At 37.8% G+C, this 24,842-nt stretch carries 27 protein-coding genes and 1 tRNA gene; 10 read left to right on the forward strand and 18 right to left on the reverse strand.

Annotated elements, in window-relative coordinates:
* Positions 1-13: 13 nt before the first annotated feature.
* From J2S78_RS11440 to J2S78_RS11450, 3 genes are all read right to left on the reverse strand, one after another.
* Positions 14-853 (reverse strand): HAD-IIB family hydrolase, encoded by an 840-nt coding sequence (locus J2S78_RS11440; protein ID WP_306898672.1) that lies wholly within the window; start codon positions 851-853, stop codon positions 14-16.
* A 228-nt stretch (positions 854-1,081) separates the two neighbouring features.
* Positions 1,082-1,447 carry a YlbF/YmcA family competence regulator gene (locus tag J2S78_RS11445; protein WP_306898674.1) on the reverse strand — a complete coding sequence of 122 codons (366 nt, stop codon included), beginning with the start codon at positions 1,445-1,447 and terminating at the stop codon, positions 1,082-1,084.
* Between the two features lie 94 nt (positions 1,448-1,541).
* Entirely contained in the window at positions 1,542-2,675 is a 1,134-nt protein-coding gene (locus tag J2S78_RS11450) for a DUF445 domain-containing protein (protein ID WP_306898675.1), read from the reverse strand.
* 150 nt (positions 2,676-2,825) lie between these two features.
* Here J2S78_RS11450 and J2S78_RS11455 point away from each other — a divergent pair, with 150 nt between their 5' ends.
* Together J2S78_RS11455 and J2S78_RS11460 are read left to right on the forward strand one after the other, a co-directional pair.
* Positions 2,826-3,053, forward strand: a complete 228-nt coding sequence (locus J2S78_RS11455) for a DUF5342 family protein (RefSeq protein WP_306898677.1) — start codon at positions 2,826-2,828, stop codon at positions 3,051-3,053.
* 79 nt (positions 3,054-3,132) lie between these two features.
* Complete coding sequence (locus J2S78_RS11460) at positions 3,133-3,294, forward strand: hypothetical protein (RefSeq protein ID WP_306898679.1); 162 nt, start codon at positions 3,133-3,135, stop codon at positions 3,292-3,294.
* A gap of 111 nt (positions 3,295-3,405) precedes the next feature.
* Here J2S78_RS11460 and J2S78_RS11465 read toward each other — a convergent pair whose 3' ends face one another.
* Complete coding sequence (locus J2S78_RS11465) at positions 3,406-3,609, reverse strand: alpha/beta-type small acid-soluble spore protein (RefSeq protein WP_125554588.1); 204 nt, start codon at positions 3,607-3,609, stop codon at positions 3,406-3,408.
* Between the two features lie 217 nt (positions 3,610-3,826).
* On the opposite strand from J2S78_RS11465, the gene J2S78_RS11470 reads away from it, so the two are divergent.
* From J2S78_RS11470 to J2S78_RS11480, 3 genes are all read left to right on the forward strand, one after another.
* A complete protein-coding gene (locus J2S78_RS11470; RefSeq protein ID WP_306898682.1) occupies positions 3,827-4,444 on the forward strand; it encodes an NAD(P)-dependent oxidoreductase in 618 nt (205 codons plus the stop codon).
* Between the two features lie 107 nt (positions 4,445-4,551).
* A complete protein-coding gene (locus tag J2S78_RS11475) occupies positions 4,552-5,109 on the forward strand; it encodes a LemA family protein (RefSeq protein WP_306898684.1) in 558 nt (185 codons plus the stop codon).
* A gap of 190 nt (positions 5,110-5,299) precedes the next feature.
* Positions 5,300-6,532 carry an aminopeptidase gene (locus tag J2S78_RS11480; protein WP_306898685.1) on the forward strand — a complete coding sequence of 411 codons (1,233 nt, stop codon included), beginning with the start codon at positions 5,300-5,302 and terminating at the stop codon, positions 6,530-6,532.
* 74 nt (positions 6,533-6,606) lie between these two features.
* Here the strand turns inward: J2S78_RS11480 and J2S78_RS11485 are convergent, their stop codons facing one another.
* Positions 6,607-8,013, reverse strand: coding sequence for a SpoVR family protein (locus tag J2S78_RS11485; RefSeq protein ID WP_306898686.1), 1,407 nt, complete (start codon positions 8,011-8,013; stop codon positions 6,607-6,609).
* Between the two features lie 157 nt (positions 8,014-8,170).
* Here J2S78_RS11485 and J2S78_RS11490 point away from each other — a divergent pair, with 157 nt between their 5' ends.
* Both J2S78_RS11490 and J2S78_RS11495 read left to right on the forward strand, forming a co-directional pair.
* Entirely contained in the window at positions 8,171-8,401 is a 231-nt protein-coding gene (locus J2S78_RS11490; RefSeq protein ID WP_306898687.1) for a hypothetical protein, read from the forward strand.
* Between the two features lie 21 nt (positions 8,402-8,422).
* A complete protein-coding gene (locus J2S78_RS11495; RefSeq protein ID WP_306898689.1) occupies positions 8,423-8,695 on the forward strand; it encodes an acylphosphatase in 273 nt (90 codons plus the stop codon).
* 15 nt (positions 8,696-8,710) lie between these two features.
* Here J2S78_RS11495 and J2S78_RS11500 read toward each other — a convergent pair whose 3' ends face one another.
* The 3 genes from J2S78_RS11500 to J2S78_RS11510 all read right to left on the reverse strand — a co-directional run bounded on the left by J2S78_RS11500 (position 8,711) and on the right by J2S78_RS11510 (position 12,022).
* Positions 8,711-9,544: an arylamine N-acetyltransferase gene (locus J2S78_RS11500; RefSeq protein ID WP_306898691.1), complete on the reverse strand. Its 834-nt coding sequence runs from the start codon at positions 9,542-9,544 to the stop codon at positions 8,711-8,713.
* Between the two features lie 130 nt (positions 9,545-9,674).
* Positions 9,675-11,411 carry a phospho-sugar mutase gene (locus J2S78_RS11505; protein WP_306898783.1) on the reverse strand — a complete coding sequence of 579 codons (1,737 nt, stop codon included), beginning with the start codon at positions 11,409-11,411 and terminating at the stop codon, positions 9,675-9,677.
* Between the two features lie 65 nt (positions 11,412-11,476).
* Entirely contained in the window at positions 11,477-12,022 is a 546-nt protein-coding gene (locus tag J2S78_RS11510; RefSeq protein ID WP_125554580.1) for a glycerol-3-phosphate responsive antiterminator, read from the reverse strand.
* Between the two features lie 196 nt (positions 12,023-12,218).
* Here J2S78_RS11510 and msrA point away from each other — a divergent pair, with 196 nt between their 5' ends.
* Together msrA and J2S78_RS11520 are read left to right on the forward strand one after the other, a co-directional pair.
* The gene (gene msrA, locus J2S78_RS11515; protein WP_306898784.1) at positions 12,219-12,734 is read left to right on the forward strand and encodes a peptide-methionine (S)-S-oxide reductase MsrA; all 516 of its coding nucleotides are present in this window, start codon (positions 12,219-12,221) and stop codon (positions 12,732-12,734) included.
* A gap of 95 nt (positions 12,735-12,829) precedes the next feature.
* Positions 12,830-12,906 (forward strand) — tRNA-Pro (locus J2S78_RS11520).
* Positions 12,907-13,366: 460 nt separating this feature from the next.
* On the opposite strand, the gene J2S78_RS11525 is transcribed toward J2S78_RS11520, so the two are convergent.
* From J2S78_RS11525 to J2S78_RS11570, 10 genes are all read right to left on the reverse strand, one after another.
* The gene (locus J2S78_RS11525) at positions 13,367-14,032 is read right to left on the reverse strand and encodes an ATP-binding cassette domain-containing protein (RefSeq protein WP_306898694.1); all 666 of its coding nucleotides are present in this window, start codon (positions 14,030-14,032) and stop codon (positions 13,367-13,369) included.
* A complete protein-coding gene (locus J2S78_RS11530; protein WP_306898696.1) occupies positions 14,029-14,703 on the reverse strand; it encodes a hypothetical protein in 675 nt (224 codons plus the stop codon). Before J2S78_RS11530 ends, J2S78_RS11525 begins: the two co-directional genes overlap by 4 nt.
* Positions 14,700-15,551 (reverse strand): hypothetical protein, encoded by an 852-nt coding sequence (locus tag J2S78_RS11535; RefSeq protein WP_306898697.1) that lies wholly within the window; start codon positions 15,549-15,551, stop codon positions 14,700-14,702. The genes J2S78_RS11530 and J2S78_RS11535 overlap by 4 nt, the downstream gene beginning before the upstream one ends.
* A complete protein-coding gene (locus J2S78_RS11540; protein WP_306898698.1) occupies positions 15,548-16,303 on the reverse strand; it encodes an ABC transporter permease in 756 nt (251 codons plus the stop codon). The genes J2S78_RS11535 and J2S78_RS11540 overlap by 4 nt, the downstream gene beginning before the upstream one ends.
* A 765-nt stretch (positions 16,304-17,068) precedes the next feature.
* On the reverse strand, positions 17,069-17,596 hold the full coding sequence (locus tag J2S78_RS11545; protein ID WP_306898699.1) for a small multi-drug export protein: 528 nt from the start codon (positions 17,594-17,596) through the stop codon (positions 17,069-17,071).
* Positions 17,593-18,168, reverse strand: a complete 576-nt coding sequence (locus J2S78_RS11550; protein ID WP_306898701.1) for a TetR/AcrR family transcriptional regulator — start codon at positions 18,166-18,168, stop codon at positions 17,593-17,595. The genes J2S78_RS11545 and J2S78_RS11550 overlap by 4 nt, the downstream gene beginning before the upstream one ends.
* 171 nt (positions 18,169-18,339) lie before the next feature.
* Entirely contained in the window at positions 18,340-18,657 is a 318-nt protein-coding gene (locus J2S78_RS11555) for a YbjQ family protein (RefSeq protein ID WP_306898703.1), read from the reverse strand.
* Positions 18,658-18,726: 69 nt separating this feature from the next.
* Positions 18,727-19,893, reverse strand: coding sequence for a sporulation protein YhbH (gene yhbH / locus J2S78_RS11560; RefSeq protein ID WP_306898705.1), 1,167 nt, complete (start codon positions 19,891-19,893; stop codon positions 18,727-18,729).
* A 177-nt stretch (positions 19,894-20,070) separates the two neighbouring features.
* Positions 20,071-20,622 (reverse strand): signal peptidase I, encoded by a 552-nt coding sequence (gene lepB, locus J2S78_RS11565; protein WP_306898706.1) that lies wholly within the window; start codon positions 20,620-20,622, stop codon positions 20,071-20,073.
* Between the two features lie 251 nt (positions 20,623-20,873).
* Positions 20,874-22,769: a PrkA family serine protein kinase gene (locus tag J2S78_RS11570; RefSeq protein ID WP_306898707.1), complete on the reverse strand. Its 1,896-nt coding sequence runs from the start codon at positions 22,767-22,769 to the stop codon at positions 20,874-20,876.
* 180 nt (positions 22,770-22,949) lie between these two features.
* Between J2S78_RS11570 and J2S78_RS11575 the strand changes: the two genes are divergently transcribed.
* Positions 22,950-24,818, forward strand: a complete 1,869-nt coding sequence (locus J2S78_RS11575) for a transglycosylase domain-containing protein (RefSeq protein ID WP_306898708.1) — start codon at positions 22,950-22,952, stop codon at positions 24,816-24,818.
* Positions 24,819-24,842 lie beyond the last annotated feature (24 nt).

Below are 24,842 nucleotides of genomic sequence, written 5' to 3' on the forward strand. Positions count from 1 at the left end.
AGCTTTTTGAGTATTATACTTCAACTTTCATTTGTTTGCGAAATACTTCTTTCACCATATAAGATACACCGTTTTGATCATTAGACCGGGTAATCCAATCAGCTTTTTGTTTTACTTTCTCAGGAGATTGCCCCATCGCTACACCTATCCCGGCCATTTCTAAAGATGGTTCATCTGCGGTACCTGATCCTATATATATCGTTTCTTCTCTTTGAATACCAAGTTCAGACATGAGATAGGATAGCGCATATTCTTTTGTAGCCTCTTCTTTTTTTACGGTAAGATGTGTACTATTCTGTTCAATAATGATTCCTGGTATTTGTTCTAGTAATTCCTTTCGACACCTGGATGCATCGTTTTCTTCTTCAAATTCTCCAAATAAACGAAGTGCTGTCAGCTGCTTTTCATAAACAGAAGAAGAGATACGGTCCGTATATGTTTTAGGTTGAAGCAGTCCTTCTCCTAAGCTGAATTGAATTTTTCCAAGTACATTTTTGGATTGCTGATGTTTATTTTCCCATTCATAATCTTGGCTCTCCAACTGAATACGGCAAGGATACCTTTCCATACAGTCTGCAGCATCATAAACCATTTCTGCAGGCATTCTCGTTTCTAAAATGGAGGCTCCTGACAAACCTGCCATTAACCCGCCACCATGACAAATCATTTCATGATTCATTTTCAAATGCTTTGCTATTTTTTTTGCTGACGAAAAATGTCTGTTCGTCACAAGGACAGAATATACCCCCTTGTTCCGAACAAAATCGATAGCTTCTTTTGTTTCCCGGCTGATTCTATCATTTGTTTTTAAAAGCACTCCATCAATACTCATTGCAAGCAATCGATATTTCATGTTGTTTTTCCCTCCTCGGCGTCTGGCCATATCTAGTTTTATCTTATGTCGTCCTAGCCATGTTTAGAACGAGAGGGAATCTATTAAACAGCACGGATTTTTGGAAAAGTTGATCGATTTCCGCTCTTTATGATCTTATGGTGCTGAATGACCTGTGCTAGAGGCGGATGCTTTCGGCAGGGATACATTAAAAACCCGGCAGATTTTAAACCTGCCGGGTGACTATTTTTATTGTCCGCCTTCTTGATCTTCAGGAGATCCGTATAACTCTTCAAGCGGCTCTGTAATAATTTTATTCAAATCGCTGATGATAGTACTCATTTGTTGTTCTACTTCCATCAATTTAGAAATAACTTCGTGCTGCTGCACCATTTCAAATTGTTGTTGAGCTTGTGTAATTTCTTCTTCAGAAGGTTGTTCTCCTTGCATTTGCTTTTGTTGAAGGTCTAATTGCAAAGAACGGAAATTATCAAGCATTCTTTTTGCTACTTCATCATTTTCCACTTCTTCGTGGAGATTCTTTAGGTTTTGAAACTCATCACTATCTCTCAATTCACTGGATAGTTCATTTGCTTTGTCATATACATTGGACATTAGGTAGTCCTCCTTTTTACAATCTTAACCGAGCATAACATGAATCCCTGCCGTAAATCATCCATTCGCTATTATTCTTAATTGCACAAATTCTTCAACTCGTAAAAAATACAACCATAATCCCTTGAATGAACCCAACGGTTCCACCAAGAAAAGCGCCCAGATAAGTAATCATTTTAAATTCACGGCGTGATATAGACAATACCATCTCTTCTAATCGATCAACCGAAAAGGTATCCACCTGTTCACGTACTATTTCATCTAACTGTAATTGGTCAAATAACGTAGGCAGACGATCGATTAAAAATTGTTGTAATACTTCCATCATTCCCGGAATCCATTTATTTATAATCACTTCTTTATAATGAGGAGCCCATTCTATTAAAGGCGTTTCTAAATTTTGATACAACGGAATTTCTTTTTTTAGCAGTTTTACTATCTCTGATGCCGCCTTATCAGTCTGTATAAATGCATGGAATGACGCTAAGTGTTTTGTTTGAATGTTCGTCCATTCTTGATAGATAACATCTTTAATAAAAGCTTCTGACGATGGATCTTCAAAAAAACGCACGATTTCCGGCTGAAGCTTTTCAATAATTTTATCACTACCAAACATCGTCCCTAAGAAATTGAGCATAGACCCTTTTCCTTGCAAAAACTTTTCAAGCAACAAGTGAAGCTGGCGTTGTCCTTCTTCTCCACGAAAATAGTCTGCGCCTTTTTCTGTTACTTTATGGGCAAGAACTGGTACAAGATCATCTCCTTTTTTAATTAGGTTTTCAGGTAGCACTGCGTTAATAGGTTTATTAGAATTATCCTTTAAAAATTGATTTAATTTATGTTCTACAAACTGTTCTGTAAATAAATCAATATTTGTATCCTGTTTTGTAATGGTACGGGCCCAGTCAGAAATAGTTGACGAGCTGTGCAGCATTTTTTCCGTTTCGTGACTCATCCATTCAATCATTTTTTCACGGAATAAGGATTGCCCAATTTTTTCACGAATTCGTTCCGGAGTTAACAAGTGGTTAACAACCATTTTTCCCATCTGCTCAGCCATTTCATCTCTTCGTTTCGGAATTAATCCCGGAGTGAAAGGCAACCTCCATTTACCCAAGTAAACAGGACGATATGGTCTAAAAAGCATTTTTATAGCAAGAGAATTCGTCACTCCACCAATTACTGCTCCAATAATAATCATTAGTAAAAGTAATAACAGTCCGTCCATTATTCAAACTCCTTTTTTCCTCTCGACACTTACGACCTTTATGCAATCATTTTCACTTTATCAAGTTGTATCACAGAGAGCAAGTCCAGCGTTTTTCTGTTGTGTTATGTTAAAATTAATGTAAACGATAACAAGAAGGGAGAATCGTTATTGTTTACACATTTCCAATGGCAAGAAAGGAAAAACAACTTAATAAATAAAGAATGGTCGTTTTCTTTCCTATTACAAGGAGCATATTACCAAGGCATATATTATAAAGACGGAACAATTATTTGGTCAGGTAAACAACCACCTGAAGAACATCTTAGCAGCATAGAAACGCAAGTGCATGACCTTATCCTCTTTCACGTTTTTGAAGATCATACTCCCCCTATGTAAGTCATTGTCGTCCCAACATTTGCATGTTATTGCTTAGCGTTATGAGGATAAAATACAAATATGGGAGGGGGATTTAGCCATGAGGGAACACTCAGAAAAGGATCGAATGAACTACGAATGGGATGTAGATCGAATGATAAATGAAGGTATGGCAGGCGGCAACACACATTCTATAGAGAAAAAAAACCAGATAGAAGAGGCAAGGGAATTAAAAAAAGAAGAACCTCCGCAACACCACTAATATTTTAAGCCTGGTTTTTTAGCCAGGTTTTTTTGCGTTGCATAATAAGGAGGTTGCCCGGATGACGCGATGCGCCACCCTTTAGACAACCTCTCTAGTCATAATATTTAATTATTGTTGTTGACCGCCCATTTGTTGCTCGGCCATTTGAACAAGACGTTTTGTGATTTCCCCTCCAACAGAACCGTTAGAACGGGAAGTAGCGTCTGCATTAAGCTGAACTCCAAATTCTTGAGCAATTTCAAATTTCATTTGATCAAGTGCTTGTTGTACACCAGGTACTACCAATTGATTAGAACTATTGTTGTTTGCCATTGTGTCTCACCTCCTCTTCGTATCTATAGTTTGTATCGAATTTCTAACACTATGCTATAAAAACTATAGTAAATTAAGGTAATCCACTAACGCCGTACAACTTATCTGTTAACAAGCAATAATGCCGGCATTTTTCGTTTGTATCGCTGCAATTTTTATGTTTTTATATGTATAGGCTTTTATCTAATCCGAAATATTGAAAGAAGAGATGATCCACATGAAAATTGCATTGTTTGGAGCAACGGGACGCGTCGGACAACAATTATTAAATTTGTTGCTCACTCACGGCTATGAAGTAAAAGCACTCGTTAGGAATCCTGATAAAGTAAAACAACAAGAAGGATTAGAGATTCTTGTTGGAGACGTTTTAGATGAAAAAAACGTTTTCGAGACAATACGAGGAGTACAGACTGTCATAAGTACGCTAGGTACAGATAAAAACAATGTATTGTCCAGAGCTATCCCCAACATTATCTCTGCTATGAAAAAAGAAGATATTACACGTCTTATTACTACAGGAACAGCTGGTATTTTAAATGCGCGTTATGAACCAAATTATTTCCGTTTTGAGACAAATGAATCCAAAAGAAAACATACAACCGCAGCGCAAGACCATGCCAAAGCATATTTACTTTTACAACAATCAGACCTTGACTGGACCATCGCTTGTCCCACCTACCTTCCTGATGGTATATCTGAAAAGTTCTTTCGAACGGAAAAAAATATGCTTCCTGTCGACGGTAAAAAGATTACAACGGGGGATACAGCTTTATTTTTATTACAGCTTCTATCCACTGATGAGTACACAAAAACACGAGTCGGTCTCGCCTACTGATGTTCCCTTTTCAAGCATGGTATAATATTACGTAGAATATGTTAGAAGAAGAAATTGTTACATATTTACTGATATAAGGAAATCAACCGTAAAGGAGGATTCATCACTTGACCGTTTTTGGAGCTATACTCGGCATATTAATTATTATTGCTTTAGTTAGTTGGATTATTGGGTATAACGCATTAATCAAATATTTAAGTTGGGTCGAGGAAGCATGGGCGCAAATAGAAGTGCAGCTAAAACGCCGCATCGATATCATTCCTGATTTAATTGACATCGCTCAACAACGAGTAAAACATGAACAACATACTTTAGAAAGAATTGTAGAATTGAGAAGTGAATTAACCTCTCCTCAAACAAGTAAATTCGAACAAATCGAAACTAATGAACAACTTACACAAACGTTACATTCTCTCTTTGCATTAAAAGAAGAAAACAATGAGTTAGAACAAGATAAAGATTTTCTTTCTTTGGAAAAAAGTCTTAAAGATTCGGATATTAAATTAAAAAAAGCGATTAAAGTTTACAACAATACGGTACAAAAGTATAATAATAAAATCCAGTCCATACCAGCAAATTTCGTTGCTAATATCCACAGCTTTAAAGTAAGAGACACCGTAGATATTCCTCAAAATGAAAAAAATGACGTAAAGCTTTCTTCATAAATTAAAATCACCTTCTCTACCTTTGAGAACGGTGATTTTTTCATTCAGCTACTAACTACGTGCATAATGATTTCTGTTTTAGTTAAACTAGCTCGTGTCTTACATACCACTCATCCCTTTTCAATATGTTACAATAATTTTCAGATATATGTAATTGATTTCTAATTATGCATAAAAAGGAGAATAAGAAATGACTACCTTTCATGAAAAATTTAACAACTATGCGGATTTAGCCATAAAAAAGGGAGTGAATATCCAACACGGTCAGACGTTGTTTATATCAGCTCCTATTACTTCTTCAGAATTTGTACGAACTTTAGCTGAAAAAGCATATGATGCAGGGGCTAAAAATGTTCATGTCGATTGGGTTGACGAACAATTAACAAGATTAAAATATGACAAGGCTCCAGCCGAGGCGTTCAAAGAATTTCCCAGTTGGGTTGCTAAAGGTCGTGAAGAACTGGCTGAGAATGGGGCAGCCTTTATAACAGTGAAATCCACTGATCCCGACCTTCTAAAAGGGGTCGATCCTAATAAAGTGGCAGACGCCAACAAAGCAGCCGGAAATGCAATGGATACGTTCCGTTCTTATATACAATCCGACATGGTAAGTTGGCTTGTTATCGCAACTCCATCACCAGGATGGGCCAAAAAAGTTTTTCCGGAAGAGAGTCCTGAAGAAGCTGAAACGAAATTATGGGATGCTATCTTTAAAGCCGTGCGAGCTGATGTAGAGAGTCCTGTCGCAGAATGGGAAGAGCATGACAAAAGATTACAAGAAAAAGCATCCTTCCTCAATAGTAAACAATTCAAACAATTACATTATACGGCCCAAGGTACTGATCTAACGATTGAACTTCCTGAAAAACATATGTGGGTTGGAGGCGGAAGTGCCAACAAAGACGGTGTTCATTTTATTGCAAATATGCCGACAGAAGAGGTGTTTACGGTTCCTCACAAAACCGGTGTGAACGGTTATGTAAAAAACACCAAACCGCTTAACTACAGTGGTACTGTAATTGATGATTTTACCATTCACTTTAAAGATGGAAGGATAACAGATTATCAAGCAGGTGAAGGAGAAGAAACGTTAAGGAATCTGATTGAAACGGATGAAGGTTCGCATTACTTAGGAGAAGTTGCTCTCGTTCCTCATAGTTCTCCTATATCTCAATCCGGCGATTTATTTTACAACACACTTTTTGATGAAAATGCATCCAATCATCTTGCGATTGGAAGTGCCTACGCCTTTTGTTTAGAGAATGGATCGGAAATGTCAAAAGAAGAACAAGAAAGCAACGGTCTTAATAGTAGTATCACCCATGTCGATTTCATGGTGGGGAGCAGTAAAATGGACATTGACGGTGTTTTACAAAATGGGACAACCGAGCCTATTATGAGAAATGGCGAATGGGTAATTTAACATGACAGGTATAATGAAAAATCCTGGTGGCATTTCCATCAGGATTTTTCATTTCCATTCCATTTGCATAACATTTATAGTGTTTTGCGATGCACTTTTTCGCCATTATACTGAAACAACACAGGTTTATTTTCTAACACTGTTTCGATGTACACCGTTCTTCCCCAAAGCTGATACAAATACGGAAGCGTTTTTTCCAAATAGGTAACATCTAGCTCTTCCTCTTCATAACGATGGGTAATATAAAGTTCACCATTTTTTTCATAATCCCCGTCCGTTACTGTCAAATAAGGAAATCCTCCATTCACTCTTGAACGAATAAGCTGATCACGTACATTCTGCCATTCTTTATCGATGATGGTGTAATCTTTGCCTTGCTTTTGAAACAAGTACATATCTTCTCGTTGCACTAGCTCTTTTGTAATGTGATTCCTAATAAAGGAAGTATCCGATTCGAGCTCTCTCACTTCAAATATTTTTTCTCGACCACTTCCCGGGGCTACACCTGATAACTGAAGTTTTTCATCAGGATGGTTGTATCGTTCTTCTATATCCTCAAATATTTTAAGACCTAAATGATAAGGATTTACAGTTGTTTTTGATGGTTGGATGACGCTGGCATTTAACTTAGCAAATTCAATACTCTCATCGGCGTCCAATTCTAATTCCCTTAGAATCCGGGAATGCCAATAAGATGCCCAACCTTCATTCATAATTTTTGTCTCCAATTGCGGCCAGAAGTACAGCATTTCTTCTCTCATCATCGTTAATATATCCCGCTGCCAATGATCTAATTCTTTACTGTGCTCTTCTATAAACAAAAGCAAATCTTTCTCCGGACCGTCTGGAAACGCCCTCTTCTTTTTCGGTTCTGTATCCTTCTTATCTTCATCTAACTCCCATAAATCTTCATAAGGTCCCTTTGCTTTGTTATCTGGGGTGTCGTTGTTATCAAACTCCTTTGAGCCAAGATTGGGACGCACTAGACTCGGATCAATATGCTCTTGTATAGCAAGAACAGCATCCAAAAACACTTCCACTTCCTTTTTTCCATATACCGTTTCGTAATAAGAAATACGTTCTGCTGCCGCAGCCATACTTTCTACCATATCGTTGCGCGTGTTGGAAAAACGGATATTATTTTTGAAAAAATCACAATGTGCCAGCACGTGTGCGACGATTAATTTATTTTGCACAAGCGAATTACTATTTAATAAAAAGGCGTAACAAGGGTTGGAATTGATAACAAGTTCATATATTTTACTTAGACCTAAATCATAATGTACTTTCATTTTATGGAAGTTTTTCCCAAAACTCCAATGTGAGTAACGTGTCGGCATTCCATATGCGCCAAATGTGTATATAATATCAGGTGGACAAACTTCATATCGCATCGGGTAGAAATCTAATCCAAAGCTTTCTGCGACTTCAGTGATTTGTTCGATAGAGTAATGTAATTCTTTTTCTTCTTGATTGTTCAAAAATCCCCCTCCTTTTCACTCTTGTTATCCCTACTATATGAAACGAAATGACAACAATGAATCCGTGAAGCAAGATTTGTGCGTCTTTATTGATAGAAGGAGGAACAAACAGGTAAAATAAAACTATCTTTTAAGAAATCAATAATTAGGTGATAAAATGGAACTCGTGCAATGTAAAAAAGATGTGATTAAGTCACTAGGCCATGATTTCGTAGAAGAAAACCCGCCCAGTGTCTTGTTTAAACAAAACAATTTTTATCCTGTTTTTCAAGATGAATACGGAACTTGGCTATCAACCGATGAAGAAGGAGAAGCTCACATTATTTCTGAAGGGACAGATGACTTAGAAGCAGACCCTTGGTTTGGGGTTTATTTCAATAAACTATAATGAAATCGGGAGGTACGTTTCATGCTAAAAAAACATATGATTCTACATGGAAAAGTACAAGGTGTCGGCTTTCGACAATTCACACAAACGGAAGCAGAAAAACTGGGGATAAAAGGCTGGGTGAAAAATAAGTCAGATGGTACTGTAGAAGTAAAAGCAGAAGGAGAAGAAAAGACGATGAACACATTTATCGAAAACGTGAGACAAGGTCATCGTTTTTCTTCTGTGGAAAACGTCGATATTTCAGATACAGACACAGTAGAGCATAACGGTTCTTTTTCTGTCACATTTTAATGTAAGTAATGAAAATTATTTTTCAAATAAATCTATCCCTTTTTGCTCTAGAATATGTATAGCTTTCGTTACAGGCAATGACGGCATCTGAAACTCATCATGTATCACTTCAAGCAATGCGTCTTTATCAGGAAGATGTTTTGTCAAAATAGCGCCATTTCCATTTCGAACACTAAACCGTTTATTAGTGAGAGACAACCCCTTTCTTTTCTCTGGCTGCCAAACTTGACAACGCAACATGTTCATAAAGACAGCATTGCTTTGAAATGTCGATGTTACCCAAGGCTTGAAATCCTCTATAGACATAGCATCATGCACAGAAAACGTCCACTTTTTATCTATAATATGCTGTCCTCTCATACGTATGTATGTATAAACTCCCTTCTCTTTCTCAGGAAGAAATAATAAACGTTCGCCTGCAAATGGTGGAATTGAATGTCTCCGTCCATAAAAAGGGATTGGGTCAAATAATGGAGCAGTTGTACCTGCATCGACATAAAGTAGATTTCCATCTGACTCCGGATCTTTAATAATGACGGCCATATGCTCTTCACCCGGCCGGATTAAATATCCTTCAAAGCCAAGAGCACATAACAATTGGTATAAACAGGAGTTTAACGCAAAGCATGTCCCACCTGTGTGATACTCCCAATGACTTTCCAAAAATTTTTCAACATTCGTTATAGGAGCACTCCCGTCATATGTTTCAGCTATGAGCAATTTACTTACATTTTCAAAGGGAAAGGTCCGGACATGGGCTCGTATTATTTTCTTTAAATATCTTCTAGAAGGAGTTTCGTCTTGCAGATTCAATGTATTTAAGTATTGTTTTTTCCAGTCGCCAGTCATAGGTAAACTCCTTTAATCATTGGGGACTTGTTCCAGTTCTTATTTTAACAATAAAAATCTACAAAAAGAACTCCGGAAAACGTAATCTCCGGAGTTTCGTATTTTTTAGAAATTCGATAAGCATATTGCTTTATGAAAACTTATGCACTTCTTCCATCACTGCCGTTTTTAATTCCGATAATTTGTCTTTTGCCTTTTCGTTCTCTGATTCATGTACACCGAAATAAAACTTGATTTTAGGTTCCGTACCGGAAGGACGTATACAAAACCATGCTCCGTCTTCTGTTATATATTTTAGAACATTAGAAACCGGCAATTCGATTGTTTCTTTGCTACCATCCTTGACATAGAAACGTTCTTGCATTTGGTAATCTTCTATCACCGCAATCTTTTCTCCACTTATCGTTTTTGGAGGATGGTTTCGAAATGCTTTCAATAACGCTTCAATCTTTTTAACGCCTTCTAATCCCTTCCAAGTGAGTGATTCTAATGTTTCCATATAATACCCGTATTTTTCGTATAAATCATGCAATCCATCTAAAAGAGTCTTCCCTTGCTGCTTGTACCAAAGTGCCATTTCTGACGCTGTCAGTGCTGCTTGCACTGCATCTTTATCACGAACGACATCACTTATTAAATAACCATAAGATTCTTCATATCCAAATTGAAAACGGAACTTTCCATTCTCTTCAAATTGTTTAATTTTTTCGCCAATGAATTTGAATCCTGTCAGTGTATCAATCGTTTCAAGCTCATAGTTCTCGGCAATTTTTCTCCCTAATTCAGAGGTTACAATTGTTTTCATAACAACCCCGTTTTCCGGGAGCACTCCTTGTTTTTTACGTTGTGAGAGAAGATATTCCAACATGAGAGCGCCAGTTTGATTCCCAGTGAGAAGTTCATAAGTACCCTCTTTACTGCGGGATGCGATTCCGATTCTATCCCCGTCTGGATCGGTTGCTATTAATATATCAGCATGTTGACTTTCTCCCTCTTGAATCGCTAAATCAAAGGCTGCTTTATCTTCGGGATTCGGACTCTTAACCGTTGAAAATTCTGGATCAGGCAGCGCTTGTTCCTTCACAACATGTATGTTTTCAAAACCGCTCGTCTCAAGCAAACGAGTAACTGGAATATTTGCCGTGCCATGAAGTGGGGTGAAAATAATCGAAATCTCATTCCCTTTCTCTTGAACAAGATCTGGATTTAAAATAATCGACTGCAATTCATCGTTGTAGGCTTTATCTATTTCCTCTCCAATCACTTTTAACAGTCGCGAAGCCTTCACTTCATTTTCATCTGCTATTTCTATAGCAAGCTCATTTTCCACTTCTTCTACTTTATTGATCAGCGCTTCTGCTGGTTCGGGCGGAAACTGGCCGCCATCTTGTCCATATACTTTAAAACCATTATACTCTGGTGGATTATGACTAGCTGTTATAACAACACCGGCAAACGCTTTTAACGTCCGAACAGCATAGGAAAGTTCCGGAGTAGGCCGGAGTTCCTGAAATATGTATGTCTGAATATCATGAGCACCAAGAGTTAAAGCGGTTTCCATTGCAAACTCATGAGAGTAATGTCTTGAATCAAAAGCAATCACAACACCTTGTGATTTAGCTGATTCTCCACATTCATCTATATATCGTGCAAGCCCTTCTGCAGCTCTTCGAATCGTAAATCGATTCATTCGATTCGTACCCGGTCCTGTTTCACCACGCATTCCGCCTGTTCCGAATTCTAAATACTTATAAAAGCTGTCTTCTAGAACTTTTTCATTGTCGGATATTTCTTTAAGCTGTTCCTTCAATTCTTTATCTAAACCAATCGCGTCGTTCCACCGATTCCAGTTATGTCTCCACTCCATCATCATCTTTCCTTTCCTGAAAATGAGTCATGTCATTTAAACCACTACTATAACCATTAATACTGTTACCATAATTCTCGTCGAGTTGTCGTAATTGCAACAGCTCCTGCGTTCATCGCTTCTTCTGCTTCGTGAAAATTACGGATAAATCCTCCTGCTATTAACGGAATATTTGTTTTTTCTGATATTTCTGAGATAATTTCCGGCATTCTTCCGGGAAGGACTTCAATGAGATCTGGTTTTACTTCTTCAATAATTTTAAAACTTGTCTCGAGTGCGCTTGAATCAATCAAAAATAAACGCTGTACAGCAAGTAAACCATGTTTTTTTGCTGTTAACAACACTTGCTTTCTAGTCGAAATCAAACCATACGGACGTATTTGTTGACAAAGAAACTGTGCTGCTGATTGGTCATGTCCCAATCCTTGAATTAAATCGGCATGTAAAATTAGTTTTTTATTTTTTTGTTTTGCAAGCTGATTCATACTTTTTAATTGAGTTAAATGGGAATTTAATAAGACATTGTACGTATGGTTGTTATCAAGCATTTTTTCGTATTCTTTTTCTGTACGGGCAGCTGGAATAATTGTTTCATCATTAAACATACTCATTTCCTTTCCATCGGCTATAAATCTTCTTCCTTTATCTTAAAAAAAATACAGCCATATTACCATGTTTTTTTATTCTGTTTACGCTTTCCTATTTGCAATAAGCTTATTTCTAGTCGTTTCACGTTAATTTTGCTATAATTTTTAAAGCATGATAGATGTAGCAGGGGGGAATGAACAGTTGAGTGAAGGTAGTAATATTCAAACAGCAACATTTGCCGGAGGATGTTTTTGGTGTATGGTCAAACCATTTGACGAAATGGAAGGCATCATTAAAGTCACTTCCGGATATACAGGTGGTCATGTAGAAAATCCTTCGTATGAAGATGTAAAAACCGGAGAGACTGGTCATTTCGAAGCGGTTCAAATTGTATTTGATGCCGATATTTTTCCGTACGAAAAACTACTTTCTTTATATTGGCCGCAAATTGATCCTACCGATGATGGAGGGCAATTTCATGATCGCGGTCCTCAATACAGAACAGCTATTTTTTATCATAATAACGATCAGCAAAGAGCTGCCAAAGCAACTAAAAAGGAAATAGAAAATAGCGGTCGCTTTAAAAATCCTATCGTCACAGAAATATTGCCTGCTTCTCCGTTTTTTGCAGCAGAGGATTATCACCAGGACTTTTACAAAAAAAATGAAAAAGCCTACAAGGCAGATCGAGAAGAGTCGGGGCGTGACGGTTTTATCGAAACATATTGGAAGTAAATCGGCGTGGTGTTTTCTCATTTAGTAAAACACCACGATTCAAGTTATTGAAATAAATCGTTGCATGTAATAAAATAACGTTTGCACCTATAAATCGGGATGTAGCTCAGCTTGGAAGAGCACAGGCATGGGGTGTCTGGAGTCGCAGGTTCAAATCCTGTCATCCCGACCATACCACTCTCCCAAAGGATGCAACGATTTACACCCTGGAAAGTGTTTAGTAGTAAACATAGATACGGCGGAAGCATGCAATTATAATTATTAAGGTACAATACTCAAGAATGGGACAGGAAAATCTTTAAAAGAAATTATCCAGATTTAAAAATTAACCCATGCCTCGTTTTTGTTGGTTAACACCTTTACCCCTTATTTATGATATCGTAGTTGATACGAGCACAATATTTTAAGTTATTTATATAAAAAGTTCAAGGACTACTTTAGAATCACACTACAGGAGTACCGTGAAAATAAATAAACTTGAACGGTGAAAGTGCATCGCTCACACCAGGATTATGCAATAGTAAATCTAAATGTGAGAATACCTCCACTAACCTCACAACCGTAAGTAATTGACGCTATAATTCTGAATGCAAAAAAGTGATGGATACTCTGCTGTATCCGTCACTTTTTTTCTATGTGTTCGGATGACCTACCCTATCTTCCACGTGGCTGATATGTCCTCCATCCATTTCAAACACGTCGTCGCTGACTTCGTCGATATCTTCCTGGATGTGGCTGGAGATAAGGATGGCAGCTCCTTCTTCTTTGAGTTTTAATATGATCTCCAGTACATCTTTCACGCCCTGTTTATCCAGGCCGTTCGTCGGCTCATCCAGAACGATGACACTTGGGTTTTCCATGATGGCCTGCGCAATCCCGAGCCGTTGTTTCATTCCTAAGGAATAACGTTTTACCGGTTTGTTTTCCGCCCCTTCCAGACCGACAAGGGAGAGTGTCTGCATAATCTCCTTCTTCCCTATTTTCTTCTGGATATCCGCAAGCAACTTCAGATTCTTGTAGCCCGAATCTCTTGGTAGAAATCCGGGGTTTTCGATGAGGCAGCCGAAGTTTTCAGGAAAGTTCTTTTTTTGATACAAATCGATGCCGTTCACTTCAATGGTTCCCCGGGAAGGCTGATAAAATCCCGCAATCGCCTTAAACAACACACTCTTTCCTGATCCGTTCCGGCCGACAATGCCGATTACCTCCCCGTGATTTACCGTCAACTGAATATCCTCCAGCACCTTCTGCCCGGACAACATCAAGTCTACATCGTGTACGTTTACTGCTTCGCTCATTCTTGATCACCTCTTTTTAATAAATACGTTGTGATAGAACCAGTCGCCGCATACCACAACAGGCATGCATTAACCAGCCACAGAACCCCCATTTTCACACCGAAACCTTCGGAGGCTCCTAGAAGAAAATAGGAGGGCAACGGCCTGTCTGATCCCGCAAGAAATACCAAAACTAATGGGAGTACAGCCGTCAGAAGAAACGCGCCGGTCATCGACATATGAAAAAGGAGGCAGCTGTACAAAAAAGTGAAACCAATTCCTACACTTAACGGGACTATCAAAACGAGCATGACATCAAGAAAGGCGTGCTCGCTCCAGAATAAGAGAATTGTCCCAATGCCGATAAAATAAAAAAGACAATAACTGATGATTATAGATATCAATCGATTGACGATCCACGCGCGAAAGGAACGAAAACGAAGAACTTCGGTATACATCGTTCCAAGCGATGGACTGAAATACATCACATGAACCAGCAAAGGAAAAAAGAAAACCCCGTACCAAAACGGCTTGGAAAGACGCGCCTGGTTGAAAATGATCTGATCAAATACCACCAGGGCATCCACCTTCTGGTCCTGAATAAGCATCAAGGCAACAACAAGCTGCACAGCACTCCAGCCGAAAAGAATCATCCAATACGAACGTTTCTTGATAAGCTGCCTCCACATCATATCGTTATCTTCCTTCTCTTAACTAATTGCCAGCTTGTCAGATACAGCATACCAATCACGGCAACACAAACAAAGGTAGATGTCAAACTGGACATATCGTCTCCCATTTTTTCTTGGGGCATGATGTGCAATTGCGGAAACAGTGCTGTGTACCATCCATTAACAACACCATAAGCAATTAATAAAGAGCCCGTGGTATAGAAGATCATACCTGCCAAAGCAAACACGGGTTTGGAAACAATCAGAAGCATTGTATGAAACAATAAACCAACGATCATCATGCCAAGAATACAAAACAAAAATGCGATCGGCACCAGCTGTTCCGGTGAGTAGGGCTGGAGAGCGTCCATACTGGTAGCGATATAATGAATTGGTGGAGTCGGCGGCCCGCCGCCATCCATAATCTGGACAACTTCCACAACATCGGCGCTCCATCCCATGTGAAATCCCCTAAATAAGGAAGCCGATCCAAGAAGAACGATGAAACAAAAAATAGTGAAGAACAGAGCATTAAAAAAAAGAGATACTGCTTTTGTGGTCATCCACTGGGTCCGATTACGCAGCCGATAGACATACAGCGAACGCAATGTATCTTTACGCTCTGCCATAAAAACGAAAGCAAAAAATACGGTGGAGAAACCAAAAGTTGTTAAATACGGATCAATAGTCAAGACCAGAAGTTCCCAACCGCTAACGTTCACCTCATAGTCAGCAGCATATCCGGCGTAAAACTGAACGCTAATAATAAAATACCCAATTAAAACGGCGAGCCAAATCCATGCGGCCGGATGTCCCCAGAAAAGAGTAATTTCCTGTCGAAAAAGGGCAGGGTTGATCCACTTTCTCATATATGATCACCCTTCCCAAAGTTTTTCCAAATGATAAAGACGCTTGTCCCCAAAATCACGGCAAGCTGCGGGTACACACTTAAGATCGTGGTGTAACTATTAGACGTAGGATCCCAGGTTACCCCCGGGGCCCACCACAATTTAGAAAGAATCGTTGTTAAAAAGGTAAGAATCACATACAAAACAAACGGTGCAGCATAAGCAAAAATCGGCTTTCGGAAAATCGTTGACGCTGCCATGCCAACGGTAGCGTACGTCATCGTAAATAACCCAGACTGAAAAACCAAGAACCACCCATATAAAGTCGAGTTATTGACTTTCATGTCCTGAAATACGCTGGTAATATTATACTTAGACATTCCGATACCGTACCCTTCACCGTAATTTAACAGTAGGATAGCAAAGAAGATTCCGACAGGGATTACAATAATGGCAGCAGAAGCCAAGACGTTAGCTGTAAATTTTGCCCATAGATAATGGGTTGTTTTGACTCGATATAAAATGAAAGGAAGCAAACCGCTGCTTCTTTCCACAGCATATGTACCAGCAAAGGGAACCGCAGCCAGCAAGGGAATGATAATGATGATAATACCGGTATAACCAGCCTCAAGAATCATCGTAGCAGGATATACATCCCCTTTGTTTAACCTGTTTATAGTAGGGATTATTAAAAGTAAACTTATTACAATCAGTAACAAAATAAATTTCACCGAAAAGAAAGCTCGTTTTAGTTCTAATTTAAGTAAATGCATCTTTTTTTACACCTCTTACTGTAACTCACAATTAAAAATCAACCCGCATCTTTTTGACATGATGCGGGTTGTAAATTTAGGTTAATTTAACCCATTAATTCGGTCCCCATTGTCCTCTGTCCTAATATTCCGGAACATTATCTCAATTTGAAAACAGTGTAATTTAATGCTTCATCTTTGTCACCTTCACCAGTAAGATAGTCTATGTTAACTCTTTAAGTAGCAGCAAATTGTACATCTTAAGTTACTTTGTCAATTGATGAGTATTAAATTGGGTATTTACTGTGTGACTACCGTTTACAATTGAATTATTATTTATTGCGGGACCGCTCCCACTATAAGTAAGGGACTCACTCGATGTCCATTTTCCATTATTACCACCAATAAACGCGTTTGTAATTCCATTGGGATAGTCCGCTGTTTCTGCGCTACTTCATTTACGGGAGTGGCTAAAAGAGTTCCGATTTTCAAAATACCAATTAAGACCATTATTTTCCTTATATGCATTTTATAATACAATTCAACATATTTCTACCATTTATGGATATTTGTTATTTTTCAATCTACACACTGCTATGAGTGTAAAAAAGGATCGATACCGGCAACATCCATTCTTTTTTACAGAATTATTCTTATTTCTGAACCGGTGCAGTTATCATGACCTCGACGAGTCATTACATGCCTTCTTCTATCATCTCCGGTTCAGCGTTGGTATGCATTAATAAAAGCTGTGTTGAAGAGTTTTACTCTGTAACACAGCTTTTTCTATCCAAACCAGCCTAGAAGCCGATCTATTCCGTAAACAGAGATTCCTGTCATAGCAACCGCCCAAATAAAAAGACTGATATTCATCCAAACAGCGACTTTTTGTTTGTTCGCTTTAAACGTTAGGGCAACAATTGCAGCTAGATGAATCCCTGTAATTCCTGGACCGGTTAGAGCCAATCCCACAACTCCGTATTTATCAAATATCGTTTGTAACTTTTGTTTCCGTTCTTGCTTTTTTGCCAATTTTATTTCACTCTGTTCTTTCCTAAATAGGTGAATTGCTTTCAAGCGATTTTTCCATTTTTTCACCCATTGTTTCTCTTTAAATGCATCCATACCATAAATAATGAAAACAACAGACAACGCATTTCCGATAAATGCAATTATTCCTACTGTTACTGGATTTAGTCCTGCGCCAATTCCAATAGGAATGACCACAATCAATTCCACCCAAGGTATGGCTGCCATTAAAAATAAACCTGTATACCATCCTATTAAATCAAACATTATCCCACCTACTTTCAAACACAAATCCCCTGCCAAAACACGTACCAACCTGATTCTAGTTTCGTGTTCACTTTCGGTTGACTATATATAAACATGTCGGTGGAAATTCCATCGAGCAATGTATAAAAAGCCTGAACGTATGTTTCAATATCTCCATCTTTTATTTCCTGATTGTGCACACCTAATTTAAATAATTCTATAAAAATTTCATCCGTTTCTCCCTCAAATGCTTCAAATCGACGATTGATTGTTTCCTTTAAATCTAAAGGCGGAAACATTAAAACTCTCATATATAACATCCCTAAATGACGGGAACTTAAAAATTGGGAGATTGATATTAAAACTTGTTTTAATTGATTTTTTACTGTGTCTCCCTGTCGTTCGTCCAAAGATTGGTTTACATAATCGACATATGATCGAAATACATCATCGATAATAGATAAAAATAACGATTCTTTACTATTAACATAGTTGTATAATGAAGGTTTTTTTATCCCTACTTGCTTTGCTATATCAGCCATACTTGTGCCGTCATATCCACATTCAGCAAATAGTTCCAACGCTGTACGATTAATACTGTCGCTTGTCATAACAAAACCCCCTTGGTAACTAAGCCAAAAAACTACCGACCGGTTGTTAGTTTACACCTTTTACTGTTTTTCGTCAACAGTCTTCATATAAGCTCTAAACCGAAACACAAAAAGGCTGACCTTAAAAGTCTTATCTTAACAACTTTAGAGATCAGCCTTTTTGTGTTTCTTTTATTTCTTTATTTTTACAGCCGTACCAAATACCATTACTTCTGAAGTACCATTCATAATGGAGGAGGAAGAATAACGAATTCCAATGACAGCATCAGCTTCAAGCTCTCTCGCCTTTTCCTTCATCTCTTGTTCCGCGTAATCTCTTGCTTCCAAAAACATTTCCTCGTATTCTTTCATTTTGCCGCCTACTATTCCTCGTAGCCCTCCGACTAAGTCTTTACCTAGATGTTTAGCTCTAACCGTATTTCCTTTGACCACGCCCAACGCTTCATTTATCTCATATCCTGGAACATACTCTGTAGTAACCATTATCATAAAAATCCCCCGCTTCTATTTAAAGTATTCTCATATATTTACGAGAGATATTACGTTTTCGTTTCACATTTATACAAATTGGGGTTCTTCTTTAGCAAAAAACCACTTCAGTGCTTCAAATACGTCTCCCTTTTGCTTAAGAATGAAATGCCGGAATCGTTTATCGTGAATTTTTCTATACGATTGAAGTAAAGTAGAGTGTCGTTGATACTGATTCACTTCCGCATAACCTACCATACTAGACAGTTCCATCAATTCATTTATTAATCGTATACACTTGGGATTATCAGAAGTTAAATTGTCCCCATCTGAAAAATGAAACGGATAAATATTATAAAGAACGGGGGAATAAGAATCCTTAATCGTTTCTAAAGCTTTTTCATAAGCAGACGAACAAATCGTTCCCCCGCTTTCTCCTTTTGAAAAAAAATCCTCTTCGCTTACATTTTTAGCTTCCGTATGATGAGCAATAAACTCTAATTCTACCGTTTCATATTTTGTTCGCAGGAATCGAACCATCCAAAAGAAGAAACTTCTTGCCATAAATTTTTCCCATCGGCCCATCGATCCCGAAGTATCCATCATAGCAAGAACTACTGCCTTTGATTCTGGTTTCACTTTTTCATTCCATGTCTTAAATCGAAGATCTTCATTAAATATCGGATTAATATTAGGGTTTCCTTTGATAGCGTTACGTTTTATTGCTGAAAGAATCGTGCGGCGTTTGTCGATATTACCCATTAATCCTTTTTTTCTAATATCATTAAATTCAATATCTTCGACAATAAGTTCATCTTGCTGTTTTTTCTGTAGATTCGGTAATTCCATTTCATTAAATAGCAGCTTTTCAAGTTCTAATATAGAAACTTCCGCCTCATAAAAATCTTCCCCTGCTTTATCACCGGGTTTTGAACCGGTTCCGCCTTTTTTCGGTTTTCCTCCCGGTTCCCTCGCGATAACATCCCCTTCTTGACTGTCACCGTCTCCCTGTCCCGTATACTTGTTATTCTCCATATTATATCGAATTTTATATTCATCAACAGAACGAATAGGAATACGTACCACTTCTTTTCCTTTAGACATAATAATGTTTTCTTCTGTAATGAGATCAGGGAGATTTTTTTTTACTGCCTCTTGTACTTTTTCCTGGTGCCTTCTTTGATCTTCATAGCCTTTGCGGTGAAGGGACCAGTTTTCTTTTGATATGATAAAGTTCCGATTTTCTTTTTCAGACATGATAGGGCCCCCTTTCCTGACTGCCCATCTATAATGGTGGATATAGTATCTTATGCGGGGGAGACAAGAAACTTGCAACATTATTCTGACTAATATAACAAGCAATTTCTAATAAGAAAGAAGCTGGGTACTAGTCCCAACTTCCTTACATTTCTATGTCCATTACTGTTTCTCTGGTTAATTCATTAGTGTGAATTCGTCGACAGGCCAATATCTTATATTTGCCTGTCCTACAATTTCATCCATATCAATAAACCCTAGTTGCCTGCTGTCCATACTGTTTCTTCGATTGTCACCAAGGACAAAAATTTTGCCTTCCGGTACGGTTGATTCATCCGTGATTCCTTCAAGTGTGAAATCATTTGTAAAAGTACCGTTGTTCACTTGACTTTTATACGGAGTTAAGTAATTCTCTTCTTGAGCCTGTCCGTTTACATAAAGTGTGTCATCTTCATATTTTATTTGATCTCCCGGCAGACCTATAACCCTTTTTATATAGTCGCTTTCTTCATTTGCATGAAATACAATCAAATCATATCGATCCGGTTCGGAAAACTCATATCCAATTTTGTTAATTATTAATCGTTCTCCATTTTCAATTGTCGGCATCATTGATTCGCCATGAACCATATAGTTAGCAAAGAAAAATGTGCGCACAATAAAAACAATAACAATAACAACAATGAACGTTTTAACCCAATCCCAAATCTCTCTACCTAAATTATTCATTCTGACTCCACCGTCCTATCTACTATAATGTATCATTCTTCATCTTTAACAGCAATTCATGAGACGGTAAAATAATGTAAAAAAGCAGCTCACATTTTAGGTTGACAAAAGAAAAAATTTACAATTGCAGATAGATAACATTTTTCAACTCGTTCTCAAAAAGGGGACTTTCACTAGTGCATGTTATCCAACCTTCGATGAAATACAAAAAGCCTGAATTCTGCAATAGAATCCAGGCTGACACTAAAATATTACCGGTTTAACAAGCTGCCAACATAACGCAGCAATTCATTCGCTGATACGGAATTATAACCATGCTCATCGATAAGCCGTGCAATAACCTCGTTAATTTTCTTTAATTGCGATTCATCTGGAGTTTTTGTTGACGTCGTAATTTTCACGACATCTTTTAAATCTGCAAACAGTTTTTGTTGAATCGCTTCTCGCAAACGCTCGTGCGAGTTGTAGTCGAATTTTTTGCCTTTTCGAGCGTAAGCAGAAATACGAATCAGAATTTCTTCTCTAAAGGCTCTTTTAGCATTTTCAGAAATACCGATTTGTTCTTCAATTGATCGCATCAGTTTTTCATCTGGGCTCATATCTTCACCAGTTAATGGATCCTTCAACTTATTTTTATTGCAGTACGCTTCTACATTATCCAAGTAATTATCCATCAATGTTTTAGCTGACTCTTCATAGGAGTACACAAACGCTTTTTGTACTTCTTTTTTAGCTGCTTCATCATATTGCTTTCTGGCTGCTGATATGAAATCCATGTACCGTTCTTTGTCCTCATTGGAAATCGATGCATGTTGATCGAGCCCTTCTTTCAAGGAACGAAGTACATCAAGCGCATTAATAGAAGCTACATCTTTTCGAATAATAGCTGACGATATGCGGTTAATGACATAACGCGGATCAATTCCATCCATTCCCTCATCTTGATATTCCTTTTTTAGATCCACCACATCTTGTTCCTTAAAGCCTTCTATTTCTTCTCCATCATATAATCTCATTTTTTTCACAAGATCAATACTCTGGTTTTTTGGTTCTTTTAATCTCGTTAATATTGAAAATATCGCAGCTGTTTTTAGCGCATGTGGAGCAATGTGAACATTTGCCATATCACTATCCTGAATCATTTTTTCATATATTCTTTCTTCTTCAGACACTTTCAAATTATATGGAACGTTCATAACAATAATACGTGAATGCAATGCCTCATTTTTCTTATTGGATATAAAAGATTTATACTCCGCTTCGTTTGTGTGCGCCACAATCAGCTCATCAGCAGAAATTAACGCAAAGCGTCCTGCTTTAAAATTACCTTCTTCACTTAATGATAATAAATGCCACAGAAATTTTTCATCACATTTCAACATTTCCTGAAATTCCATCATGCCTCGATTCGCTTTGTTCAACTCTCCATCAAAACGATAAGCTCGTGGATCAGATTCAGACCCGTATTCAGCTATCGTAGAAAAGTCAATACTGCCAGTGAGATCAGCAATATCCTGCGATTTTGGATCAGAAGGGCTGAATGTTCCAATCCCGACTCTTCTATCTTCAGAGAAAAAGATCCGTTCTACCATCACATCTTCAATATTTCCGTCATATTCTTTTTCAAGTCTCATCAAGTTCAACGGTGACAAATGGCCTTCAATTTTTATGCCATATTCTTCATAAAAATCATCACGAAGATGAGGCGGGATTAAGTGTAGCGGGTCTTCATGCATTGGGCATCCTTCAATCGCATAAACCGCACCAGCATCTGTTTTTGTATATTGTTCTAATCCCCGTTTCAACATCGTCACAATGGTTGATTTCCCACCGCTTACAGGCCCCATCAACAATAGTATTCTTTTCTTTACATCTAGTCGGCGCGCTGCGGAATGAAAGTATTCTTCCACTAATTTTTCTAAAGATTCTTCTAAACCAAAAATATCATTTCCAAAAAAATTGTACATTTTTTGGTTATCCTTTTCTATAATACCGGCATCTTTAATCATATTGTATACTCGTGAATGTGAAGTTTGAGCAATATGTGGGTGTTCTTTCACCAATTCCAAATATTCTTTAAAGGTTCCTCTCCATTCCAACTGTTTCTCATCTTCTCGAAATTGACGGATTTTATTTATAATCTCCAACTTACGAGCCTCCCCTTTCTAACAATAAATAAAGTGTAACGAAAACAGCTAAGTCTGTTTTCAAGCTTTGTCCATTGATTACTTTATTTCTATGCGAAAAAAAAAGGAACATAACCGATGACTTTTGCCGATATTAACAATAGACGTAACGATTATTAATATAGAAAGTGGGATACACCGTTGAGAATAGCAGCAGGTTATTTTTTTATTATTGGGTTTTTAACACTGTTTTCGTTTTTCTTGTTAGGTGCATTGCAAGAAGGAGAAGACATAAAATCAGTCGAAGCTGTATTGGAAACAGAGACTGAGATTGATACTGTGACTATGCCTAAAAATAGTTATATCTATGATAAAAATGGTCGCGTCATTTCCGAAGTGACAAGCCAGCAAAACCGCAGATACGTCGAATATAAAGATATACCCCAACTAGTGAAAGACGCATTTCTTTCAACAGAAGATCAACAGTTTTTTGAACACAAAGGTGTGGATATGTCTGCTGTCGGAAGAGCCCTCATCGTTAATGCAAAGGCAAATAGCATCGAAGAAGGAGCTAGTACACTAACGCAGCAAGTTGTTCGTAATCTATATTTGTCTCACGAACAATCGTACAATCGAAAATTAAGTGAAGTGCTTTATTCTTATCAATTAGAACAAGACTATTCTAAACGAGAGATTCTCGAATTTTATGTGAATACCATCTATTTTAACAATGGCATTTATGGTTTTGAGACGGCAAGTCAAAGTTACTTTAATAAACCTAGCAAAGAATTAAGTCTTGCAGAAGTCGCATTTCTTGCATCTATACCAGCAAACCCTGAACATTACGACCCATTGACAAAAAAGGAAAACACAAAGTTGCGACAGGAATGGGTATTAACGAAAATGCAGGAAACAGGAGCTATTTCCGAAGAAAGGAAAGCAGATGCGATGGACGAACCTATTCATATTACTTTTTCAAAAAAGACAGACCTTTATCCAAGTTATACATTCTATATTGAACATGAACTGAAACAATTAATCGCCGCTGAAGAAGGATACAAGAACCAATTAGAAAATGCGGGAGACGACGAGAAAGAAGAAATTGAACAAAAACTAAATGACAGGGTCGATGAACTATGGAAATCCGGAATACACATTGAAACCTCTTTACATCCCGAGATTCAAGAAAGTGTAACCAGCGCAGTCAACGAAGAATTGGATGGAAGTAACGTACAAGGTGCTGCGGTTGTTATTGATCACGCTACTAATCGTATCGTTGCTATGAACGGCGGAAAGCAATATCAAAAATACGATTTTCAACGAGCTTTTCAAGCTTATCGACAACCTGGTTCAGCTATTAAGCCTTTACTAGTATATGGTCCGTATTTTGAAGAGACAGAGGCAAGTACGTCCGACATGGTAAGTTCCGATCCATTTTGCCGAAACGATTATTGTCCTTCCAATGCTGGCGGAGACTTTTATGGCAATGTAACAATGGAAACAGCATTTGCACAATCATATAATACATCAGCATTGCGTTTGTTCGATCATACCGGAATAAAAACCTCTTTTTCTTATTTAGAAAAGTTTAGATTTTCAAAACTTCAATCCGACGATTATCATTATGCGGCAGCATTAGGAGGTTTTTCTCATGGGGTAAGTCCGTTAGAATTAACCGACAGCTACACCGTTTTTTCCAATCATGGGGAATATACACCATCAAGAGGAATAAAAAGCGTAACAGATGAGGAAGGCAATGTTTTATATGAATGGGAAGACTCCTCACAACAATTGTGGAAAGAAGAAACCAACCAAAAACTCCGGCAATTGATGCGATCTGTGTTAACAGAAGGAACAGCTGGATTCGCTGATATAAAAGGAGAAGAATGGAGAGGAAAAACAGGCACAACTAATAAATACCATGATTTGTGGTTTGTAGGTTATGGTGACCGATATACAGCTGGAGTGTGGGTAGGCGAGGACAATCCTGCTTCTCTTGAACCTATAAGCTCAAGACTCCCTCACTTATCACTATGGAAACAAATAACGTCACACATTCCCGAATCATAAATAAAAGTAAAAACGCCCTAGTCA

Origin of the sequence: Salibacterium salarium (assembly GCF_030813635.1) — a bacterium.
GTDB classification, from domain to species: domain Bacteria; phylum Bacillota; class Bacilli; order Bacillales; family Marinococcaceae; genus Salibacterium; species Salibacterium salarium.